A 16,754-nucleotide genomic window follows, 5' to 3' on the forward strand; every position below is an offset into this window, starting at 1 on the left:
ATGCTATGGATTTTCCTGGCCATTTTATTGGTCTCTATCGTTATTGGGCTGCCCATTGCCTTTGGTTTAGGCGTGGCGGCGCTGGTCATGGCGGTACTCTCAGATATTCCGCTGTCGATTATGATCGAGCAGTCGATTCGTGGGGTGAACAGCTTTCCGCTGCTCGCCATTCCGTTCTTTATTTTAGTCGGTGAGGTGATGAGTAATGGCGGTATTGCTCGTCGCTTGATGGAACTGGCTGGCGCTATGGTCGGCTTTATGCGCGGCGGGCTAGGGCAGGTTGCCATTACCGGTTCGATGTTCTTTGGCGGCATCAGTGGGTCAGCGGTGGCCGATACGGCCGCTACTGGTGCGATGATGATTCCCTCTATGAAAGAGCAGGGCTACACCGCAGCTAATGCTACCGCAATCAATACCGTGTCGTCGGTGATCGGAATTATTATTCCGCCCTCCATCCCGCTGATTCTGTACGGCATCGTCACTGAAACCTCGATTAGCCGCCTGTTTATAGCCGGTATCATTCCAGGGCTGTTGATTGGCTTTGCGCTGATGGTGACCACCTATATTCTTGCCAAAAAGGATGGCGGCGGCGTGCAGCAGTTCCGCTGGGATCGTCTCTGGAAAGCCTTCAAAGATGCTTGGCTTGCACTTGTTCTGCCGGTCATCGTGATTGGCGGTATTATTGGCGGCGTATTTACCGCCACCGAAGCGGCCGTGGCGGCACTGCTTTATGCGCTGGCTATTTCGCTGGTGGTTTACCGTGAGTTCAAGATCAAAGAGCTCGGCGGTATGCTGATTCGCACTGCTCGTTTGACCGGCATGGTGATGATGCTGCTAGCGTTTGCGACGGTTATTGCTTGGTTCCTTACCATCAATATGGTGCCACAAACCCTGGTCAGCCAAGTGCAAGCGATCACTCAAGATCCGTTTATGCTGCTGCTGATTGTGGCGACTTTGCTGCTGTTGGTAGGTTTCGTAATGGACTTAACGCCGGCCATGGTCATCATGGCGCCCATGCTGGCACCGATCGTGACTTCGGTAGGTGTTGATGCCGCTTACTTTGGCGTACTGATGGCGTTTGTATTGGGCATTGGGCTGCTAACCCCGCCGGTAGGTACCTGCCTTTACGTAGGTTGTGGTGTGGGTAAAGTCTCCATGGAGTCGTTAGTCAAAGCCATGCTGCCTTACTATGTGGCGCTCTTAGTCGTGCTGGTAATTCTGATCGCTTTCCCTGGCATCGTGACTTGGCTGCCTGATCTTACCGCCGTGCGCGGCAATTAAGGTTCTTGGTAATGAATAGGAGAGCCGCAGTGAAGACCCACTCGCATCGTATTTTGGTGATGGGCGTGTCCGGCTCCGGAAAGTCGCACATTGGTCACCAGTTGGCGTTGACTCTGGGTGCCACGTTTATCGATGGCGATGACTATCACTCACCCGCCAATGTGGCCAAAATGGCCAGTGGCAAGCCGCTCAACGACGATGATCGGAGTGAGTGGTTGGACACCTTGGCGGCGCTGTTTGCCGAGTATCGGGCAAGGGGTGAGTCACTGGTGATTGCCTGCTCCGGATTAAAAAAGCGCTACCGTGATCGGCTGCGGCAAGGCGACCCAGCGCTGCAGATTCTCTATTTAGAGGGCAGCCGGGAGCTACTGCTTGAACGGCTTGAAACCCGGGCTGGACACTTCTTCAAAGGCGATACCATGTTGGCCAGTCAACTGGCCGACCTGGAACCGCCCAGTGAAGAGGAGGCCTTCAATGCCTCGATTGCCTTATCGCCCCAAGCGATCATTACGCAATTTGCTGCCACGCTACCGACGCCCAGCCGCTCGCCCATTTAAAGGAAGTAAGTTAAAGGAAAAATAAGCATTGGGGTCAGCTTTAGGGAAGACCTCAATGCTTACACCTTGAATAAGGCAGTTACTTTTTGAAGAAAAAACGTCCCACCCTGCAGGATATTGCCGACCACGTAGGGGCTACCAAAATGACGGTAAGCCGCTGCCTGCGTGACCCTGAAACGGTCTCGGAAGGCCTGCGCGAACGCATCTTCTCGATTGCCGAACAGATTGGTTATATTCCCAACCGTGCGCCGGATCTGCTTTCCAGATCGACCAGCCACTCTATCGGGGTGCTGGTACCATCGCTTACCAACCAGGTATTCGCTGATGTTATCCTCGGTATCGAAACGCTGACGGAGCCGGCGGGGTATCACCTGATGCTTTCTCACTATGGCTATAGCCCAGAGCTTGAAGAGCGCAGCCTGGCATCGCTGCTCTCCTATAATGTCGACGGCATCATTCTGTCAGATCGTGACCACACTTCGCGCAGCCTGCGAATGCTGGAAACCGCCGGTATTCCGATTGTAGAAATCATGGACACCCACCGCCCTCCGCTACAGCAGGCGGTGGGCTACGACAACGTTCAAGCTGCCTACGACATGGTCAGCGAGATGATCTTACGGGGTCGACGCCAGGTGATATATCTGGCGGTACGCTTGGATGAGCGTACTCGCCAGCGCGAACAGGGCTATCGCCGCGCCATGGAAGAGCACGGCTTGACGCCCGTTACCCTGCAGAGCGCCCAGCGCTCCTCTTACAGTGTGGGAGCGGCGCTGCTGCAACAGGTGATCACTGACTACTCCACGGCGGATGGTCTGTTCTGCACCAACGATGACGTCGCGGTTGGGGCCTATTTCGAGTGTCAGCGGCGGGGCATTGACGTACCAGGGCAGATGGCGCTGGCGGGCTTCCACGGCCACGATGTAGGCCATGTAATGACACCACGCCTAGCCAGTGTGGTCACCCCCCGTCAGGCCATCGGTGAAGCGGCTGCGGGGGAGCTATTAGCGCGGCTTCGCGGTGAGAAGCAGACCCAAAAAGTGGTTGATTTGGGCTATCGTATTGAAGTGGGGATGACCTTATAAAGCGCGTTATCAAGTAGCCGTTAGCGGCGTAAATGACTAAAGTAGCCTTTTACTTTTGTCGCGAGGCCGTCGTGCAGATTACTCAACTCAATATTTACCCCGTCAAATCGCTAAAAGGCATCAGCGTGACTCAAAGCGAGCTGCAAGAGCACGGGCTAGCCTGGGATCGCCGCTGGATGCTGGTAGACGCGCAGCAGCGTTTTGTGACCCAGCGCCAACTCCCGGCGCTTGCCACCGTTGAGGTCGCGCTGACCGATGAGCACTTGGTGCTGTCGCATCCTAACGTCGAGCCTATGAGCGTACCGCTGGCCGAGCCAGAGGGAAATTTGCGCCTGGTCAGCGTGTGGAATGACCACTGCAAAGCTCTGCCGGAGAGCGATGAAGTATCGCGCTGGTTGGTCGCCGCCCTAGGCGAGCAGGTTCAGGGGTTTAGCATGGTGCGCTTTGCTACCGAGTTTACCCGTGCCGTTGAAGAGGATTTCCTTGATGGCGGGGCGGCGCATACCTACTTTTCCGACGGTTACCCTTTTTTGGTTGCCACTACGGGGTCGTTAGACGCTCTAAATCAAGCGTTAGTGGCAGGCGGGCATGCTCCTGTGCCCATGAACCGCTTTCGGCCCAATATCGTCGTAGAGAGTGACGAGGCGTGGGCGGAAGATCGCTGGGCAACGTTGACTGAGCAAAATGGCACCTTTCAGCTAGCGTTACGTAAGCCCTGTAAGCGCTGCAAAATCACCACCATCGATCAGCATACGGCGGCAGTGCCTGCCCCTGCTGAACCGCTAAAAACCTTGATTGAACTCAATACGCAACCCAACCTTAAAGGCGCGCATTTTGGCCAAAATGCCACGCTGCTTGAAGGCGCAGGCAGCGTTATTCGTGTGGGGGATAGACTGGCGGCGGCGACTCGCGACGCTTAATGCGCAGCAGCTTAGTGGCAATCGCCGTGCCGATAAGGGTTATCACCATACCGGCGATAATCTGAAGGTTGAGCGTTTCGCCAAGCAGCAGATAGCCCCATATCAGCGCGCTCACCGGCACCAGAAAAGTGACCGTTGAGGTGGCAGTAGCGCCCGCGCTGGCGAGTAAGCCAAAGTAGAGCAGAAAAGCCAGCGTGGTGCTAAACGCAGCCAAGGCCAAGGCATTGCCCCACGCCAGTGGGCTAATGGGTTCGCTTGGCCACAGCAATATGCCGGGAATCATCAGCACCAGCGCCGACATGGCGCTGCTGCCTGCGGCCAGCACACGGGTTGGTAGATGGCCAAGGCGTGTTTTTGAGTAGTTGCCCGCAATACCGTAGCAAAACGTGGCGCCTAAAACGGCCAAAATGAACCAGCCGTCGCCGCCCAGGGCAAAATCGAGCCGATCGGCAGAGAGCACATAAACACCCAGGAGTGCCAAGGCAAGTCCTGGGTACTGCTGGCTCTGTATCGCGGTAGCGAAGAATAGCGCACCAATTAGTGCAGTGAAAATCGGCGTGGTGGCATTAATCAGCGAGGTAAAGCCCGCTTCAAGGCGCGTGGTGGCAAGTGCCAGCAGTGAAAAAGGCAGTACGTGATTGACTACCCCTAAAAACAGCAGCGGCCCCTTATGCTGCCAGATGAGTCTCAGGTAGTGCAGGCTGATCAGCAGCGGCATCAATAGCAGCGCGCCAATGCCCATGCGCACCAGCACTAAAGGCACTGCACCGAATTCGGGGGCGGCCACGCGCATAAAGATAAATGACAGGCCCCATAGCGAAGAGAGCAGTATCAAGCGCAGCGCATCAGCCGACGACATGGCGAGTCCTTAACGTTCAAGAGGTGATCCAGTTAGGTAGCTAACTAGCTTAAGGCCGAATAGAAGGGGATGGAAGTGATTGAAGCACGGGTTCGGCAGAACAGGAGAAAATCAGCTACGCTGGTTAGGTGGTCGAGCGGCAACTGCCGTTAGGCCTTGTCTGATAACATGTCTATGCATAATCGCACACACAAGGAGTTGTTCATGGATCGTAAAGCTAGCGCACGTTGGGAAGGTGGTCTCAAGGATGGTAAAGGCACCGTTTCAACCGAAAGTGGCGTTTTAGATGCCAAGTACTCCTTCAGCAAGCGCTTTGAAGATGAAAAAGGTACCAACCCCGAAGAGCTGATTGGCGCAGCGCACGCCAGCTGTTTCTCAATGGCGCTCTCAATGATTTTGGGCGAGAAAGGCTATACCGCTGACGCCATCGAAACCAGCGCCAAAGTGACTCTTTCCCAAAGCGATGCTGGGTTCAGTATCTCGAAAATTCACCTGGACGTGGAGGCTGAGATCAGTGGCGCTGACGACGCCGCATTCCAGGAAGCAGCGGAAACGGCTAAAGCGAATTGCCCAGTTTCCAAAGTACTTAATGCGGATATTAGCATGACGGCTAAACTGAAGTCCTAAATTTTTTAGACTGTGATTTGCTTATAAGAAGATAGTTTTTTAATAGAGATGGCTCGCGTATAAACAGTGTGCGCGAGCCATTTTGTTGACTAAACTAATTTTAGCCTCTTAGGTGTTTTTTTAAGTTATAGGCATTAAAAAAGCCTTGGCAATTGCCAAGGCTTTTATTTACTGACTGGTGCTTATTTGTTGTCTTCGTCTTCGTTGCGATTGTACTCTTCAGCTGCTTCTAGCGCATCTTCTGACGCATTAACGGTGATGACATAATCATCGTCATCTTCGTTTTTGGTCAGCTCAAGCGAGTCCCATTTAATAGCGACGTTTTTCTCGCCCATACCTAAGAAGCCACCAACGCCAACAACAACAGCATTGATCTGGCCGTCTTCACCGATTACCAGATCAGTGATGGTGCCGATATCTTCGTCATCTTCGACGCTGCTTTTGACTTGGTTGCCGGTTAAAGCGTCAGCATGGAAAGTGTTTTCTGGCGTTTCCGTCAGGTAAGTTGCTTCCATGGTGGTGGTACTCTCTTCAGCATTTACACTGCCAGCGGCAAACATAAAGGCCGGAACCATGAGTGTACCTAGAATAGCGGGTTTGATCGTTTTCATTTTGCTTGCTCCTTGCGATTTTATTGGGCTTAACGACTCCGCGTAACAACCCGAATAAATCAATAGTGGCGGTATTGGCTTCGTCTAAAATAAGCGATAGCAACGCCGATACTATTATTCCTAAGTGTGTTAATTACCCTGGTTATTTAATGCACTAGGATAATTGACGCTATCTTGCGCTTCACTGCGCCAAGACGACTATCAGGTTAGTCGCTGTGTTCAAAAATACAACCTTTCAAGTGAAACTTTTAAGTAACATAACCGCTGCTGTTCCGCCCTCATGGGCCTACACCGCGCCTCGTGCGGCAGTCTGTCGAGTTGACCCGCCTTCGCTCAGTGTTCATATTCGTCTCCAAATGGCTCGCTTTTTATCCTTGGTTTGATAAAAGTGAGGTCACATAAAAAGGAGAATCCTGACCATGACTTCCCACCCTTTGCAGATTATTAAGCAGCTCTGCGTCAGTAGCGTTGCGCTAGGCGCTTGGCTATTAGCCTCAAGTGCTGTGGCCGATAGCAGCGAGCTGCCTAAAGGGCATTTTCTGCTGCCTGAAGAGGGCAATATGGTGGGCCAGGTGTATACCGTCACGGCGACCGAAGAGGATACGCTGCTGGATATTGCCCGGGCACACAACGTGGGCTACGAAGAAATTCGTATGGCCAACCCGGATACCAGCCTATGGGTACCGGGAGAAGGCACCGAGGTGACGATCCCCGGGCAGTATATTCTTCCCGATGAGACGCGTAGCGGCATTGTGATTAACGTGGCAGAGCTACGCCTTTACTACTACCCCGAGGTAGCAGAGGGCGAGACGCCGCGGGTCGAAACATACCCTATTGGTATCGGGCGGGATGCTTATAACACCCCGCTGGGAATTACCGAAACCACCATGCGGCTTGAAAACCCGGCCTGGTATCCACCTGAGTCGATTCGTCGTGAAGCCGCCGAGCGGGGCGAACCAGCCCCTGCGGTGGTTCCCCCTGGCGCCGATAATCCCTTGGGTGAATACGCTATTTTGCTGGATATTCCCGGTTACCTGATCCATGGCACTAACCAGCCAGATGGCATTGGTATGCGTGCCAGCCGTGGCTGTATACGAATGCACCCGGAAGATATTGAGTCGGTCTTCTGGCGGGTACCGGTAGGCACCCAGGTCAATATTATCGATTCACCAATCAAAGTCGGCTGGGGTGAAGGGGGGAAGCGTTACATACAAGCCTTCACTGCGACGGATGAGCAAGTATTTGGTATGGAAACGCTGTTAAACGTTGTTGGCTTAATTGAAAAGCATGACGGTATTGGTGCCTCCAGCGCCAACTACGAGCAGGTAAGTGAAATATTAGAGCGAGCGAATGGCCAGATTGTGCCGATTAGCTAAACGATCGTGCAGCGCTAGCGTGCTGGATCCAACACCCCACCCAGCGATGCATTGCGCCGAAACCAGCCCGCGATGCTGGTACGCGGGCAGCGAGTAGGCAGTACTTCGTGGGGAATGGTCTCAGACAAGAAGCAGGCGAAGGTACCCGCTTCGGGTACCACCCGGGCGACCTCTTGGCTGGGGTCGTCCGGATGGTAGATCACCATCTCACCGCCACCGTCGCTGGGCCAGTCCGGCGTCAAATAGCCGACCGTGGATATCACGCGGTTAGCGCGACCACGAAAGCTATCCAGGTGGCGCTGATAAAAAGCCCCCGGCGGATAGTGGGCAAAGTGGGCTTCGTACTCAAATAAGCCCAAAAACAGCGCGTGGTTAAGCGCCTGCTGTAGCTCGCTCATGGCGTCTAAGTAACGCCGCTGGGCAGCGCTTTCTCGATCAAGCCAGTGAATAGCGTCACCGCGGATATCTTTACGCAGCAGGTGCTGTTGACCGCGGCCAATGCCCGCTTCATCCAGTCCGTTATAGGCCGCCCGGTGTAGAAGCTCATTATTCAGCGCGCCGCATAGCTCCAGGTCAATAACCCCGCGGCCCACATACCAGCCCTGTTCAACCAGCGCATCCACAAGAGCGACCTGCGTCGTGGGCTGAAGCGCAGGTGAAGATGTAGCAACACTGGGTGTCATTGGTTGGATCTCGATGGCGCCGAACTGGAAACGGTTGTCGAGGGTGTCGATAGGCGGTTTTTGCGCTCAGGGTGGTGGCGCAGCGGCCCCTGGGGGCGCTGATATAAATCAATTGGCATACCGAAGCCCTCGGCCAGTAACTCGACCAGCATCATGGCAGATAATCCCCAGATCACATGGCCGTCCAAATGATAGCTGGGCACGTAGTGGGCAACGCCATCCACGGTAATCACGTCGGTATGGGTGCGGTGATCTTCTAGAAAGTGACTTAGCGGCACTTCAAAAATAGCGTCTAGCTCGCCGGGGTCGGCAATCAGCGGTAAATCCGGCGGAATAATGCCCACCCAGGGGGTAACGCGAATACCGTGCAGCGAAATAACGTCCGACAGCCGCCCCAGGGGTTGCACCAGAGCGGGGTCGAGGGCAATCTCCTCTTCTGCCTCGCGCAGTGCCGTGGCGTAAAGGTCGCTATCAAAGGGCTCGCGCTTGCCGCCTGGGAACGCCACTTGGCCGCTATGGGTGCTCAAATGGCTGGCCCGCCGGGTAAACAGCAAGGTAGGCGCTGGGCGCTCGACAATCGGCAACAGCACGGCGGCCTCGGGCATCACGATGTGATCCAAGCGTTGAGGAGTCAGCTGTTGCAGCTGTTTACGCAGTTTCTCTAACATGGGGTATCCCGTTACTTTGTTCTCTTTTACCCAGCAGCGGTCATTGACGTCAAGCGCGTCGAGGCTTCTATTCACTAGCCGTTGAGAATACGCGATGAACTTTTGCAGCCAGTGTGGTGATAAAGTACGTTTTGCCGTCCCGGAAGGCGATGACCGGCCTCGCTACTTGTGCGATGCCTGCGGCACGATTCACTACCAGAACCCACGCATCGTGGCCGGCACGCTGCCCGTCAGCGGTAGTAAAGTACTGCTCTGTAAGCGGGCGATTTCACCGCGCAAAGGCTACTGGACACTGCCCGCCGGCTATATGGAAAATGCCGAATCAACCCAGCAGGCAGCTTCCAGAGAGACCCGTGAAGAGGCCTGTGCCGAGGTCGAACTGGCCAACCTCTACACCCTGATTGACCTGCCGCATATCAATCAGGTGTATATGATTTTTCGTGCCGAGCTAGTCGGCGGCTTCAGCGCCGGGTCGGAAAGCCTTGAAGTCGCGCTGTTCGAAGAGCATGAAATCCCTTGGGATGAGCTGGCCTTCATGACGATTGAACGCACCCTCAAGCATTTTTACGCCGACCGCCCCCGCAATGAATTTCCGCTGCATATCAGCATGGTAACGCCAGAAGATCGTGAGCGTTACTTTGGTAGTGCGTAATACTTTATTTAAAAGTCTGGTTATAGGTCGGCGAGTTGCCACACATCATAAGCGACTTCTTCGTAGGGGTGGGCAAGCTTCAAGGCCGCGATGGCGCCGTGAATGTGCGCTTCATCGCAGAGCAGTTCGACTTTGAACTCTTCGACCTTTTCCAAGCTGCCCACCGAGCCGATGTGCGGGTGGGCGCCTTCCGTTGGGCGAAACTGCCCCGTGCCTCGGGTTTGAAAACAGGCGTGTTCGTACGCTCCTATACGCCCGGCTCCGGCTTCGAATACCGCCTGCTTAACGCTTTCGGCATCTTCTACGGGGACAAAAAATGCGAGCTTATACATACTGTACCTCCAAACGATCAATCCAGTGTGAAACGTTGAACTCTGGCTATGTTAGCGGATAGGCGACTACTGGTCGCGGGCTTGGCTTTGTATGATGATGCTTTTATGACGTTTACCCACGACTGTTAGATGAGCCATCCTATGGATAAATTTGAGGTAAAGCTGGATCAGGCGGCCAGAGCCGCGTGGATGTCCTATGTAGGTGGAATGACTCAGGATGAGATCGCCAGCCAACTGGGTGTCTCAAGACCCGGTGTGCAGCGTTTATTGGCGTTGGCTCGCCAGGAGGGGTTAGTCAAAGTACATATTGATCATCCTATCTCTAACTGTATGGCGCTGGGCAGCACGCTGCGTGATCACTTTGGCTTGACCTTCTGTGAAGTGGTACCTGCCGATAGCCACGCAGCCGACGGCGCCGCCTCCTACCTGGCAGTCGCCGCTGCCGAGCGCATTGCGCAGCTGGTTGAACGCAGCGAACCGTTGACTCTGTCGCTAGGCACCGGGCGTTCGGTGCGGGCAGCGGTGGAAGCACTTAGTCGTGTTGAGCGGCCCCAGCATCGCTTTGTGTCGCTGGTGGGTAATGTCGCCCGAGATGGTTCGGCCAACCGCTACGATGCAGTAATGGTGATGGCGGATAAAACCGGTGGTGAGCGCTTTTTACTGCCCGCGCCGGTGGTGGCAGAGTCGCTGGCTGAAAAAGAGGCAATGCTGGCCCAGCGTCTCTTTACGGCGATTGCCGATGTGGCGCGGCAGTCAGAAGCTGCCTTTATCGGCGTTGGGCGCATCGACCGCCAGGCCACGCTGTTTCAAGACCATTTTATTAGCGAAAGCGAGCTGGATGAACTGCTGGGACTGAAAGCGGTAGGGGAGTTGCTAGGCTGGCCGCTGAACCGTGACGGCGAGGTGATCGACTGTTCGATTACGCGGCGAGTTACCAGCCTTCCCCTGGAACGTTTTGGTAAGCATCATATGGTGGCGATTGCCGGTGGCCGCGAAAAAGCCCCGGCGATTCACGCCGCGTTGCGCGGCGGCTGGCTGAAGGGCTTGGTGACTGACGAAGTGGCTGCTCGGCAGATCGTTGAAGCACTCTAGGGCTTTCAAACCGCTCTAGGTCTTTAAAACCTAAGTGGGTGCACTGCAACATGCGTTAAGGGTAATGAATTAGCGTAAAGTCTAAGCTAATCGGCTTTGCTTTTTTTGGGCTTACGTACGATCATTTGTTCGATAGATGATCAATAAGATCAAGGCGACAACAATGCCAATACCAGCCCATAGGAGTGCTTTATGCGACTCGCACGTCACTTGCCCGTTACCACGCTAGCGGCCGCCATTGTCATATCGGGCCATGCCCAGGCGCAAACCGAAATTACCGTGGCTACGGTCAATAATAACGATATGGTGATCATGCAGAGCCTCACCGAGGCTTTCGAAGAAGCTCACCCCGATATCACCCTGGACTGGGTGGTGCTCGAGGAGAACGTGCTGCGTCAGCGGATGACCACCGATATTGCCACCGATGGCGGCCAGTTCGACGTGATGACCATCGGCACTTACGAAGTGCCTATCTGGGCAGAGCGTGGTTGGTTGTCCCCCCTGGATAACCTGCCCGACGACTATAACGAAGACGATCTACTGACCTCAGTGCGCGATGGTTTGAGCTTGGATGGCACGTTGCATGCGCTGCCTTTCTACGCCGAAAGCTCAATGATGTACTACCGTCAGGATCTGTTTGAGAAAGCGGGTATTGAAATGAGCGATCAGCCCACTTGGGAAGAGGTGCGTGAGTGGGCGGGCGAGCTGCACGGCAGTGAAGAGGGGGTAGCAGGGATCTGCCTGCGTGGTAAACCAGGTTGGGGCGAAAACATGGCCTTTGTTTCCACCCTGGTGAATACCTACGGCGGTCGCTGGTTTGACGAAGAGTGGAACCCTGAACTCAACTCTGAAGCCTGGGTCAACGCTATCCAGTTCTATGTCGATCTGCTCAACGACTACGGCCCGCCAGGCGCTAGCTCCAACGGCTTTAACGAAAACCTGGCGCTGTTCTCCCGCGGTAATTGCGCGATGTGGGTAGATGCCACCTCGGCCGCGGGCAAGCTGTATGACGGCAATGAGTCCGATGTGGCGGACAGCTTAGGCTTTGCCCCTGCACCCGTGGCAGAAACACCCAAAGGCTCACACTGGTTGTGGTCCTGGGCGCTAGCTATCCCAGCCTCTTCAGAGAATCAGGAAGCGGCGCTTGAGTTTATTACCTGGGCGACCTCGCAAGAGTACATTGAGCTGGTCGGTGAAACCGAAGGCTGGACCAGTGTCCCCCCCGGTACTCGTGAGTCGACCTACGCCAATGAGCAGTACACCGAAGCAGCCCCCTTTGCAGACTTCGTGCTGAAGGCTATTCAAGACGCCGATCCTACCGACTCCACCCTGGAACCCAATCCCTATGTGGGCGTGCAGTTTGTGGGCATTCCAGAGTTCCAGTCGATCGGCACTCAGGTAGGCCAAACCATTGCCGCGGCGTTGACCGGTGACACCACGGTGGAGCAGGCGCTAGACAGTGCTCAGCGTGCCACCGAACGCACCATGCAGCGTGCCGGTTATCTAGACTGATGTGACCCGCAGTGCCTGCCTTGGCTAACCCGGCAGGCATTGCCCCCACACTGTTTCTGCAGGTATTTCCATGAATAAAACACGTGCTTCTGGCCGGACGGTCGGCGGGCTACGGACGCTTTCGCTTCAAGCGCCTGCTGTAACGTTGCTATTGCTTTGGATGATTGTGCCACTGGGTATGACGCTATGGTTCTCCTTCCAGCGTTATAACCTGCTAATGCCCGGTATGACTGGCTTTGCCGGGTTGGAAAACTATGAATACCTTCTCACCGACCCTGCCCTTTGGGCCGCTATGGGCAACACGCTGCTGCTGGTGGGATGGGTACTGGCGATTACCGTGGTGGGCGGTACCCTGCTGGCGGTGCTGTTTCAGCAGGAGTTTGCGGGGCGCGGGATCGCTCGTGTGCTGGCGATCTCACCGTTTTTTGTAATGCCCACCGTGAGTGCCCTGGTGTGGAAAAACATGATGATGCATCCCTCTAACGGGGTGCTGGCGTGGCTGTCTGAGTCCATTGGCCTGCCCGCTGTCGATTGGTTCTCCTCGCTGCCGCTAACGTCAATTGTGATCATCGTTGCATGGCAGTGGCTGCCGTTTGCACTGCTGATTCTGCTCACTGCTATGCAGTCGCTGGATGAGGATCAGGTGGAAGCGGCGCGGATGGACGGCGCGGGGCCGGTGGCGATTTTCTTCTTTATCACTCTGCCGCATCTAAAGCGTGCCATCAGCGTGGTGATCATGATTGAGATGATCTTCCTGCTGACCATCTTTGCCGAAATTTTCGTCACCACCTCCGGTGGGCCTGGCTTGGCGACGACCAATCTGGCTTACCTGATTTACATTCGTGCGTTGCTGGATTTTGACGTAGGCACTGCCTCCGCCGGTGGGGTGATTGCGATCATTCTCGCCAATATCGTGGCGATCTTCCTGGTTCGTATGGTAGCCAAGAACCTGGAAGATTAGACCGGCACTTGTGTCTTGGGAGTACTTCGATGACAACATTAAGTTCCAAAACCGCAGCGCCACGCTCGGTGTCAGGGTGGCGGTCGACGCAAAGCAAGCGCATCTTGCTGACACTTTTGGGGTGGTCGGTGGCGCTGGTGATCTTCTTTCCGATTTTCTGGATGATCCTGACTGGCTTTAAAACGGAAACAGCGGCGATTGCCGACCCCTCGCTGATTTTTTCGCCCACCTTAGAGAGCTACCAGGATGTGCACGCGCGTTCCGGCTATGCACGCTTTGCGCTCAACAGCGTTGCGGTGGCATTTGGCTCAACGTTCTTCGCGCTGCTGATTGCGATTCCTTCAGCTTACGCCATGGCCTTTTTGCCCACTAAACGCACCAAAGGCACGCTGCTGTGGATGCTCTCTACCAAAATGCTGCCCTCGGTGGGTGTGCTGGTGCCGATTTATCTCATTTTCCGTGACGTTGGGCTGCTCGACACCCGCACCGGGTTAATCATCATCTATACCCTGATGAACCTGCCGATTGTGGTGTGGATGCTCTACACCTTCTTCAAGGATATGCCCAAAGACATTCTTGAAGCAGGGCGTATGGACGGCGCCTCCACCTTCCAGGAAGTGTTCTTTCTGCTGCTGCCACTCACGCTGCCGGGTATCGCCTCAACGGGCCTGCTATCGGTCATTTTGAGTTGGAACGAGGCGTTCTGGAGTCTCAACCTAACGACCTCAAGTGCTGCGCCGTTAACCGCCTATATCGCCTCATTCTCAAGCCCTGAGGGGCTGTTCTGGGCCAAATTGTCCGCCGCTTCCACCATGGCGATTGCGCCGATTTTGATACTTGGTTGGATGACCCAAAAACAAATGGTACGTGGCCTGACCTTTGGTGCCGTCAAGTAAAGGATATTCCTCATGGCAACACTACAACTGAACAATATTACCAAGCGTTTCGGCGACACCGAGGTGATCAAGGGCATCGATCTTGAGGTCAATGACCGAGAGTTTGTGGTCTTCGTTGGTCCCTCCGGCTGCGGTAAATCGACCCTGATGCGTATGATCGCCGGGCTGGAAAGTGCGACCGACGGTGATATTTTGATCGACGGACAGCGCATCAATGACGTTGGCCCCGCCGACCGTGGCCTCGCCATGGTGTTTCAGAGCTACGCGCTTTACCCGCATATGACGGTCGAGGGCAACATGGGCTTCAGCATGCGCCTGGCCGGGGTGCCCAAGGAAGAGCGACGCGCCAAGGTGCTGGAGGCGGCCAAAATTCTGCAGCTGGAGCCGCTGTTAGACCGCAAGCCCAAAGCGCTCTCCGGCGGTCAGCGCCAGCGGGTGGCGATTGGTCGGGCGATTGTGCGTAACCCCAGCATCTTTCTGTTCGACGAGCCGCTCTCCAACCTGGATGCCGCGCTGCGGGTGCAGATGCGTATCGAGCTGGCGCGTCTGCACGATGAGCTGGACGCCACCATGATCTACGTCACCCACGACCAGATCGAAGCCATGACCATGGCGGATAAAATCGTCGTGCTCCACGACGGTGTGGTCGAGCAGGTGGGCTCGCCCATGGCGCTCTACCATCATCCGCGCAATCGCTTTGTAGCAGGTTTTATCGGCTCGCCGAAAATGAACTTTCTGCCGGTAACGCTGACCAGCGTTTCGCCTGAAGGCGTAGGGATTCGTATGCCCGGCGGCGGTGAACGCAGCGTGCCGGTGGACGGTCAGCACCTTGAGGCCAACGCCCCCCTTGAGCTGGGTGTTCGCCCGGAACACTTAGTGCTTGAAGAGCAGGGGCCCCTGAGCGGCGAGATCAAAGTGCTGGAGCGGCTAGGTGGCCAAACCTCGCTCTATGTCCAGATGGACGACGAACTGATCACGATTATGGCCGATGGCGACGTGGCCTATCGGGTCAACGATACGGTGCATTTCGGCTTTGCCCCCGAGCGCGCCCACCTGTTTGACGCTGGCGGCCTGGCCTTGCCCAGCTTGCAACAGCACCCCTTGGCAGGGCTAACCCGACACGATAACCGCGCGCCCGGTTCGCCTTCTGAGGAGCCTGCATGAGGACACTCATCTTTGACTGTGATGGCGTGCTGGTCGACAGCGAGGCGCTGGCTGAAGGTACGCTGGTGGAGTATCTCTCCCGCTGGCTGCCCGATCTGAATATCGACCAGGAACTAGGCCAAGCGCTGGGGATGACCACGGCGGCTATTCTCGCTCATCTCGAAGCGTTAAGCGCCCACACGCTGCCGTCTGATGCCACCGAACAGGTAGATACCGCTATCGAGGCCCGCTTGGCGCAGGAGCTTAAAGCTATAGACGGCGCCGACAAGGCGATTCGTGGCATTACCTTGGAAAAGGCGGTGGTTTCCAACAGTCGACGCAGTCGCGTATTGGCATCACTGGCAAGCACAGGGTTGGCCGATGCGTTTGGCGAGGTGCCCATTTTTACCGCTGATCAGGTAGCGCATCCCAAGCCCGACCCCGCACTCTACCGATTGGCGGCATCCCATTTAGGCCAAGTGCCGCGTGACTGTCTAGTGGTAGAAGATAGCGTGGCCGGGGTGACGGCCGCCCGTGCTGCAGGTATGTGCGTGATTGGGTTTGTCGGCGCCAGCCATGTGGATGTTGATCAAGCGGCGCGCCTTACTCAAGTCGGTGCCTGGCGTATTTTAGAGCATATGCACGGCCTGGAAGCCTTGGTGGACGAGTGGCAAGCCAAGGCTTCCAGCTGTTCGCCTTAACGAGAGCATAACGATGAAACTAACCAATAAAATCGCGGTGATTACCGGTGGCGCGCGGGGCATCGGCCTAGCCATTGCCCAGCGTTATTTAAGCGAAGGCGCCAGCGTGGTTGTGGCGGATATCGATCGGGGCGCTATTGATGATGCTTTAGCGACGCTGCAGCAACAGGCGCCTGCCGAAAAAGTGATGGGGGTTGAGCTGAACGTCTGCGATCAGACATCGATTGACGCCATGGTCAAAACGGTAATAGAGCGCTTCAGTGGTATCGATATTTTGGTCAACAACGCTGCCATCTTTGATATGGCGCCGGTGCTTGAGGTGACCGAGGAAAGCTTTGATAAGCAGTTTGCGGTCAATACCAAAGGCATGTTTTTTACCCTGCAGGCGGTTGCCCGTTCGATGGTGGCCCGTGGTCAGGGGGGCAAAATTATCAATATGGCCTCCCAGGCAGGTCGCCGCGGTGAAGCCCTGGTAAGCGTTTACTGCGCCAGCAAAGCGGCTGTCATCAGCCTTACCCAATCCAGTGGTTTGGATCTCATCAAACACCGCATCAACGTCAACGGCATCGCCCCGGGCGTGGTGGATACGCCGATGTGGGAAGAGGTCGACGCGCTGTTTGCCCGTTTTGAAAACCGCCCGCTCGGTGAGAAGAAGCGCTTGGTGGGCGAGGCGGTGCCGTTTGGGCGTATGGGGCTTCCCGAAGACCACACCGGTGCGGCGCTGTTTTTGGCCAGCCAAGACAGTGATTACGTTGTTGCCCAGACACTCAATGTCGATGGCGGCAACTGGATGAGCTGAGG

Annotated in this window: 19 protein-coding genes; 14 read left to right on the plus strand and 5 right to left on the minus strand. The window is 55.6% G+C overall.

Annotation, left to right across the window (positions count from 1 at the left end; genetic code table 11):
- From RO22_RS06050 to RO22_RS06065, 4 genes are all read left to right on the plus strand, one after another.
- Entirely contained in the window at positions 1 to 1,281 is a 1,281-nt protein-coding gene (locus RO22_RS06050) for a TRAP transporter large permease (protein WP_009287268.1), read from the plus strand.
- A gap of 29 nt (positions 1,282 to 1,310) precedes the next feature.
- A complete protein-coding gene (locus RO22_RS06055; RefSeq protein WP_022520512.1) occupies positions 1,311 to 1,838 on the plus strand; it encodes a gluconokinase in 528 nt (175 codons plus the stop codon).
- Between the two features lie 86 nt (positions 1,839 to 1,924).
- Positions 1,925 to 2,920 (plus strand): gluconate operon transcriptional repressor GntR, encoded by a 996-nt coding sequence (gene gntR / locus RO22_RS06060; protein ID WP_022520511.1) that lies wholly within the window; start codon positions 1,925 to 1,927, stop codon positions 2,918 to 2,920.
- A gap of 71 nt (positions 2,921 to 2,991) precedes the next feature.
- Complete coding sequence (locus tag RO22_RS06065) at positions 2,992 to 3,840, plus strand: MOSC domain-containing protein (protein ID WP_041158127.1); 849 nt, start codon at positions 2,992 to 2,994, stop codon at positions 3,838 to 3,840.
- Here the strand turns inward: RO22_RS06065 and RO22_RS06070 are convergent.
- On the minus strand, positions 3,794 to 4,699 hold the full coding sequence (locus RO22_RS06070) for a DMT family transporter (RefSeq protein WP_041157851.1): 906 nt from the start codon (positions 4,697 to 4,699) through the stop codon (positions 3,794 to 3,796). The two genes, RO22_RS06065 and RO22_RS06070, sit on opposite strands and share 47 nt — an antisense overlap.
- Positions 4,700 to 4,903: 204 nt before the next feature.
- On the opposite strand from RO22_RS06070, the gene RO22_RS06075 reads away from it, so the two are divergent.
- A complete protein-coding gene (locus tag RO22_RS06075; RefSeq protein WP_022520508.1) occupies positions 4,904 to 5,326 on the plus strand; it encodes an OsmC family protein in 423 nt (140 codons plus the stop codon).
- 182 nt (positions 5,327 to 5,508) lie between these two features.
- On the opposite strand, the gene RO22_RS06080 is transcribed toward RO22_RS06075, so the two are convergent.
- Positions 5,509 to 5,937: a PRC-barrel domain-containing protein gene (locus RO22_RS06080; RefSeq protein WP_022520507.1), complete on the minus strand. Its 429-nt coding sequence runs from the start codon at positions 5,935 to 5,937 to the stop codon at positions 5,509 to 5,511.
- Positions 5,938 to 6,356: 419 nt separating this feature from the next.
- Here RO22_RS06080 and RO22_RS06085 point away from each other — a divergent pair, with 419 nt between their 5' ends.
- Complete coding sequence (locus tag RO22_RS06085; protein WP_041157852.1) at positions 6,357 to 7,313, plus strand: L,D-transpeptidase family protein; 957 nt, start codon at positions 6,357 to 6,359, stop codon at positions 7,311 to 7,313.
- A gap of 14 nt (positions 7,314 to 7,327) precedes the next feature.
- Here the strand turns inward: RO22_RS06085 and RO22_RS06090 are convergent, their stop codons facing one another.
- Both RO22_RS06090 and RO22_RS06095 read right to left on the minus strand, forming a co-directional pair.
- The gene (locus RO22_RS06090) at positions 7,328 to 7,996 is read right to left on the minus strand and encodes a 2OG-Fe(II) oxygenase (protein WP_022520504.1); all 669 of its coding nucleotides are present in this window, start codon (positions 7,994 to 7,996) and stop codon (positions 7,328 to 7,330) included.
- On the minus strand, positions 7,993 to 8,664 hold the full coding sequence (locus RO22_RS06095; protein WP_200890226.1) for a CoA pyrophosphatase: 672 nt from the start codon (positions 8,662 to 8,664) through the stop codon (positions 7,993 to 7,995). The genes RO22_RS06090 and RO22_RS06095 overlap by 4 nt, the downstream gene beginning before the upstream one ends.
- Before the next feature lie 94 nt (positions 8,665 to 8,758).
- On the opposite strand from RO22_RS06095, the gene RO22_RS06100 reads away from it, so the two are divergent.
- Positions 8,759 to 9,316, plus strand: a complete 558-nt coding sequence (locus RO22_RS06100; protein WP_041157854.1) for an NUDIX hydrolase — start codon at positions 8,759 to 8,761, stop codon at positions 9,314 to 9,316.
- Positions 9,317 to 9,336: 20 nt separating this feature from the next.
- Here RO22_RS06100 and RO22_RS06105 read toward each other — a convergent pair whose 3' ends face one another.
- Positions 9,337 to 9,648: a hypothetical protein gene (locus tag RO22_RS06105; protein ID WP_022520501.1), complete on the minus strand. Its 312-nt coding sequence runs from the start codon at positions 9,646 to 9,648 to the stop codon at positions 9,337 to 9,339.
- 141 nt (positions 9,649 to 9,789) lie between these two features.
- On the opposite strand from RO22_RS06105, the gene RO22_RS06110 reads away from it, so the two are divergent.
- The 7 genes from RO22_RS06110 to RO22_RS06140 all read left to right on the plus strand — a co-directional run bounded on the left by RO22_RS06110 (position 9,790) and on the right by RO22_RS06140 (position 16,752).
- Positions 9,790 to 10,740: a sugar-binding transcriptional regulator gene (locus tag RO22_RS06110; RefSeq protein WP_022520500.1), complete on the plus strand. Its 951-nt coding sequence runs from the start codon at positions 9,790 to 9,792 to the stop codon at positions 10,738 to 10,740.
- Between the two features lie 192 nt (positions 10,741 to 10,932).
- Positions 10,933 to 12,252, plus strand: a complete 1,320-nt coding sequence (locus RO22_RS06115) for an ABC transporter substrate-binding protein (RefSeq protein WP_041157855.1) — start codon at positions 10,933 to 10,935, stop codon at positions 12,250 to 12,252.
- Positions 12,253 to 12,322: 70 nt separating this feature from the next.
- The gene (locus RO22_RS06120; RefSeq protein WP_009287276.1) at positions 12,323 to 13,213 is read left to right on the plus strand and encodes a carbohydrate ABC transporter permease; all 891 of its coding nucleotides are present in this window, start codon (positions 12,323 to 12,325) and stop codon (positions 13,211 to 13,213) included.
- Positions 13,214 to 13,242: 29 nt separating this feature from the next.
- On the plus strand, positions 13,243 to 14,109 hold the full coding sequence (locus tag RO22_RS06125) for a carbohydrate ABC transporter permease (protein ID WP_039859301.1): 867 nt from the start codon (positions 13,243 to 13,245) through the stop codon (positions 14,107 to 14,109).
- A gap of 12 nt (positions 14,110 to 14,121) precedes the next feature.
- On the plus strand, positions 14,122 to 15,273 hold the full coding sequence (locus RO22_RS06130) for an ABC transporter ATP-binding protein (protein WP_022520497.1): 1,152 nt from the start codon (positions 14,122 to 14,124) through the stop codon (positions 15,271 to 15,273).
- The gene (locus RO22_RS06135; RefSeq protein ID WP_039859302.1) at positions 15,270 to 15,953 is read left to right on the plus strand and encodes an HAD family hydrolase; all 684 of its coding nucleotides are present in this window, start codon (positions 15,270 to 15,272) and stop codon (positions 15,951 to 15,953) included. Before RO22_RS06130 ends, RO22_RS06135 begins: the two co-directional genes overlap by 4 nt.
- A gap of 13 nt (positions 15,954 to 15,966) precedes the next feature.
- On the plus strand, positions 15,967 to 16,752 hold the full coding sequence (locus RO22_RS06140; RefSeq protein ID WP_039859303.1) for an L-iditol 2-dehydrogenase: 786 nt from the start codon (positions 15,967 to 15,969) through the stop codon (positions 16,750 to 16,752).
- The last annotated feature ends 2 nt before the right edge of the window (positions 16,753 to 16,754 follow it).

It is taken from the genome of Halomonas sp. KHS3 (assembly GCF_000830495.1).
In the GTDB taxonomy this organism is placed as follows: Bacteria; Pseudomonadota; Gammaproteobacteria; order Pseudomonadales; family Halomonadaceae; genus Vreelandella; species Vreelandella titanicae.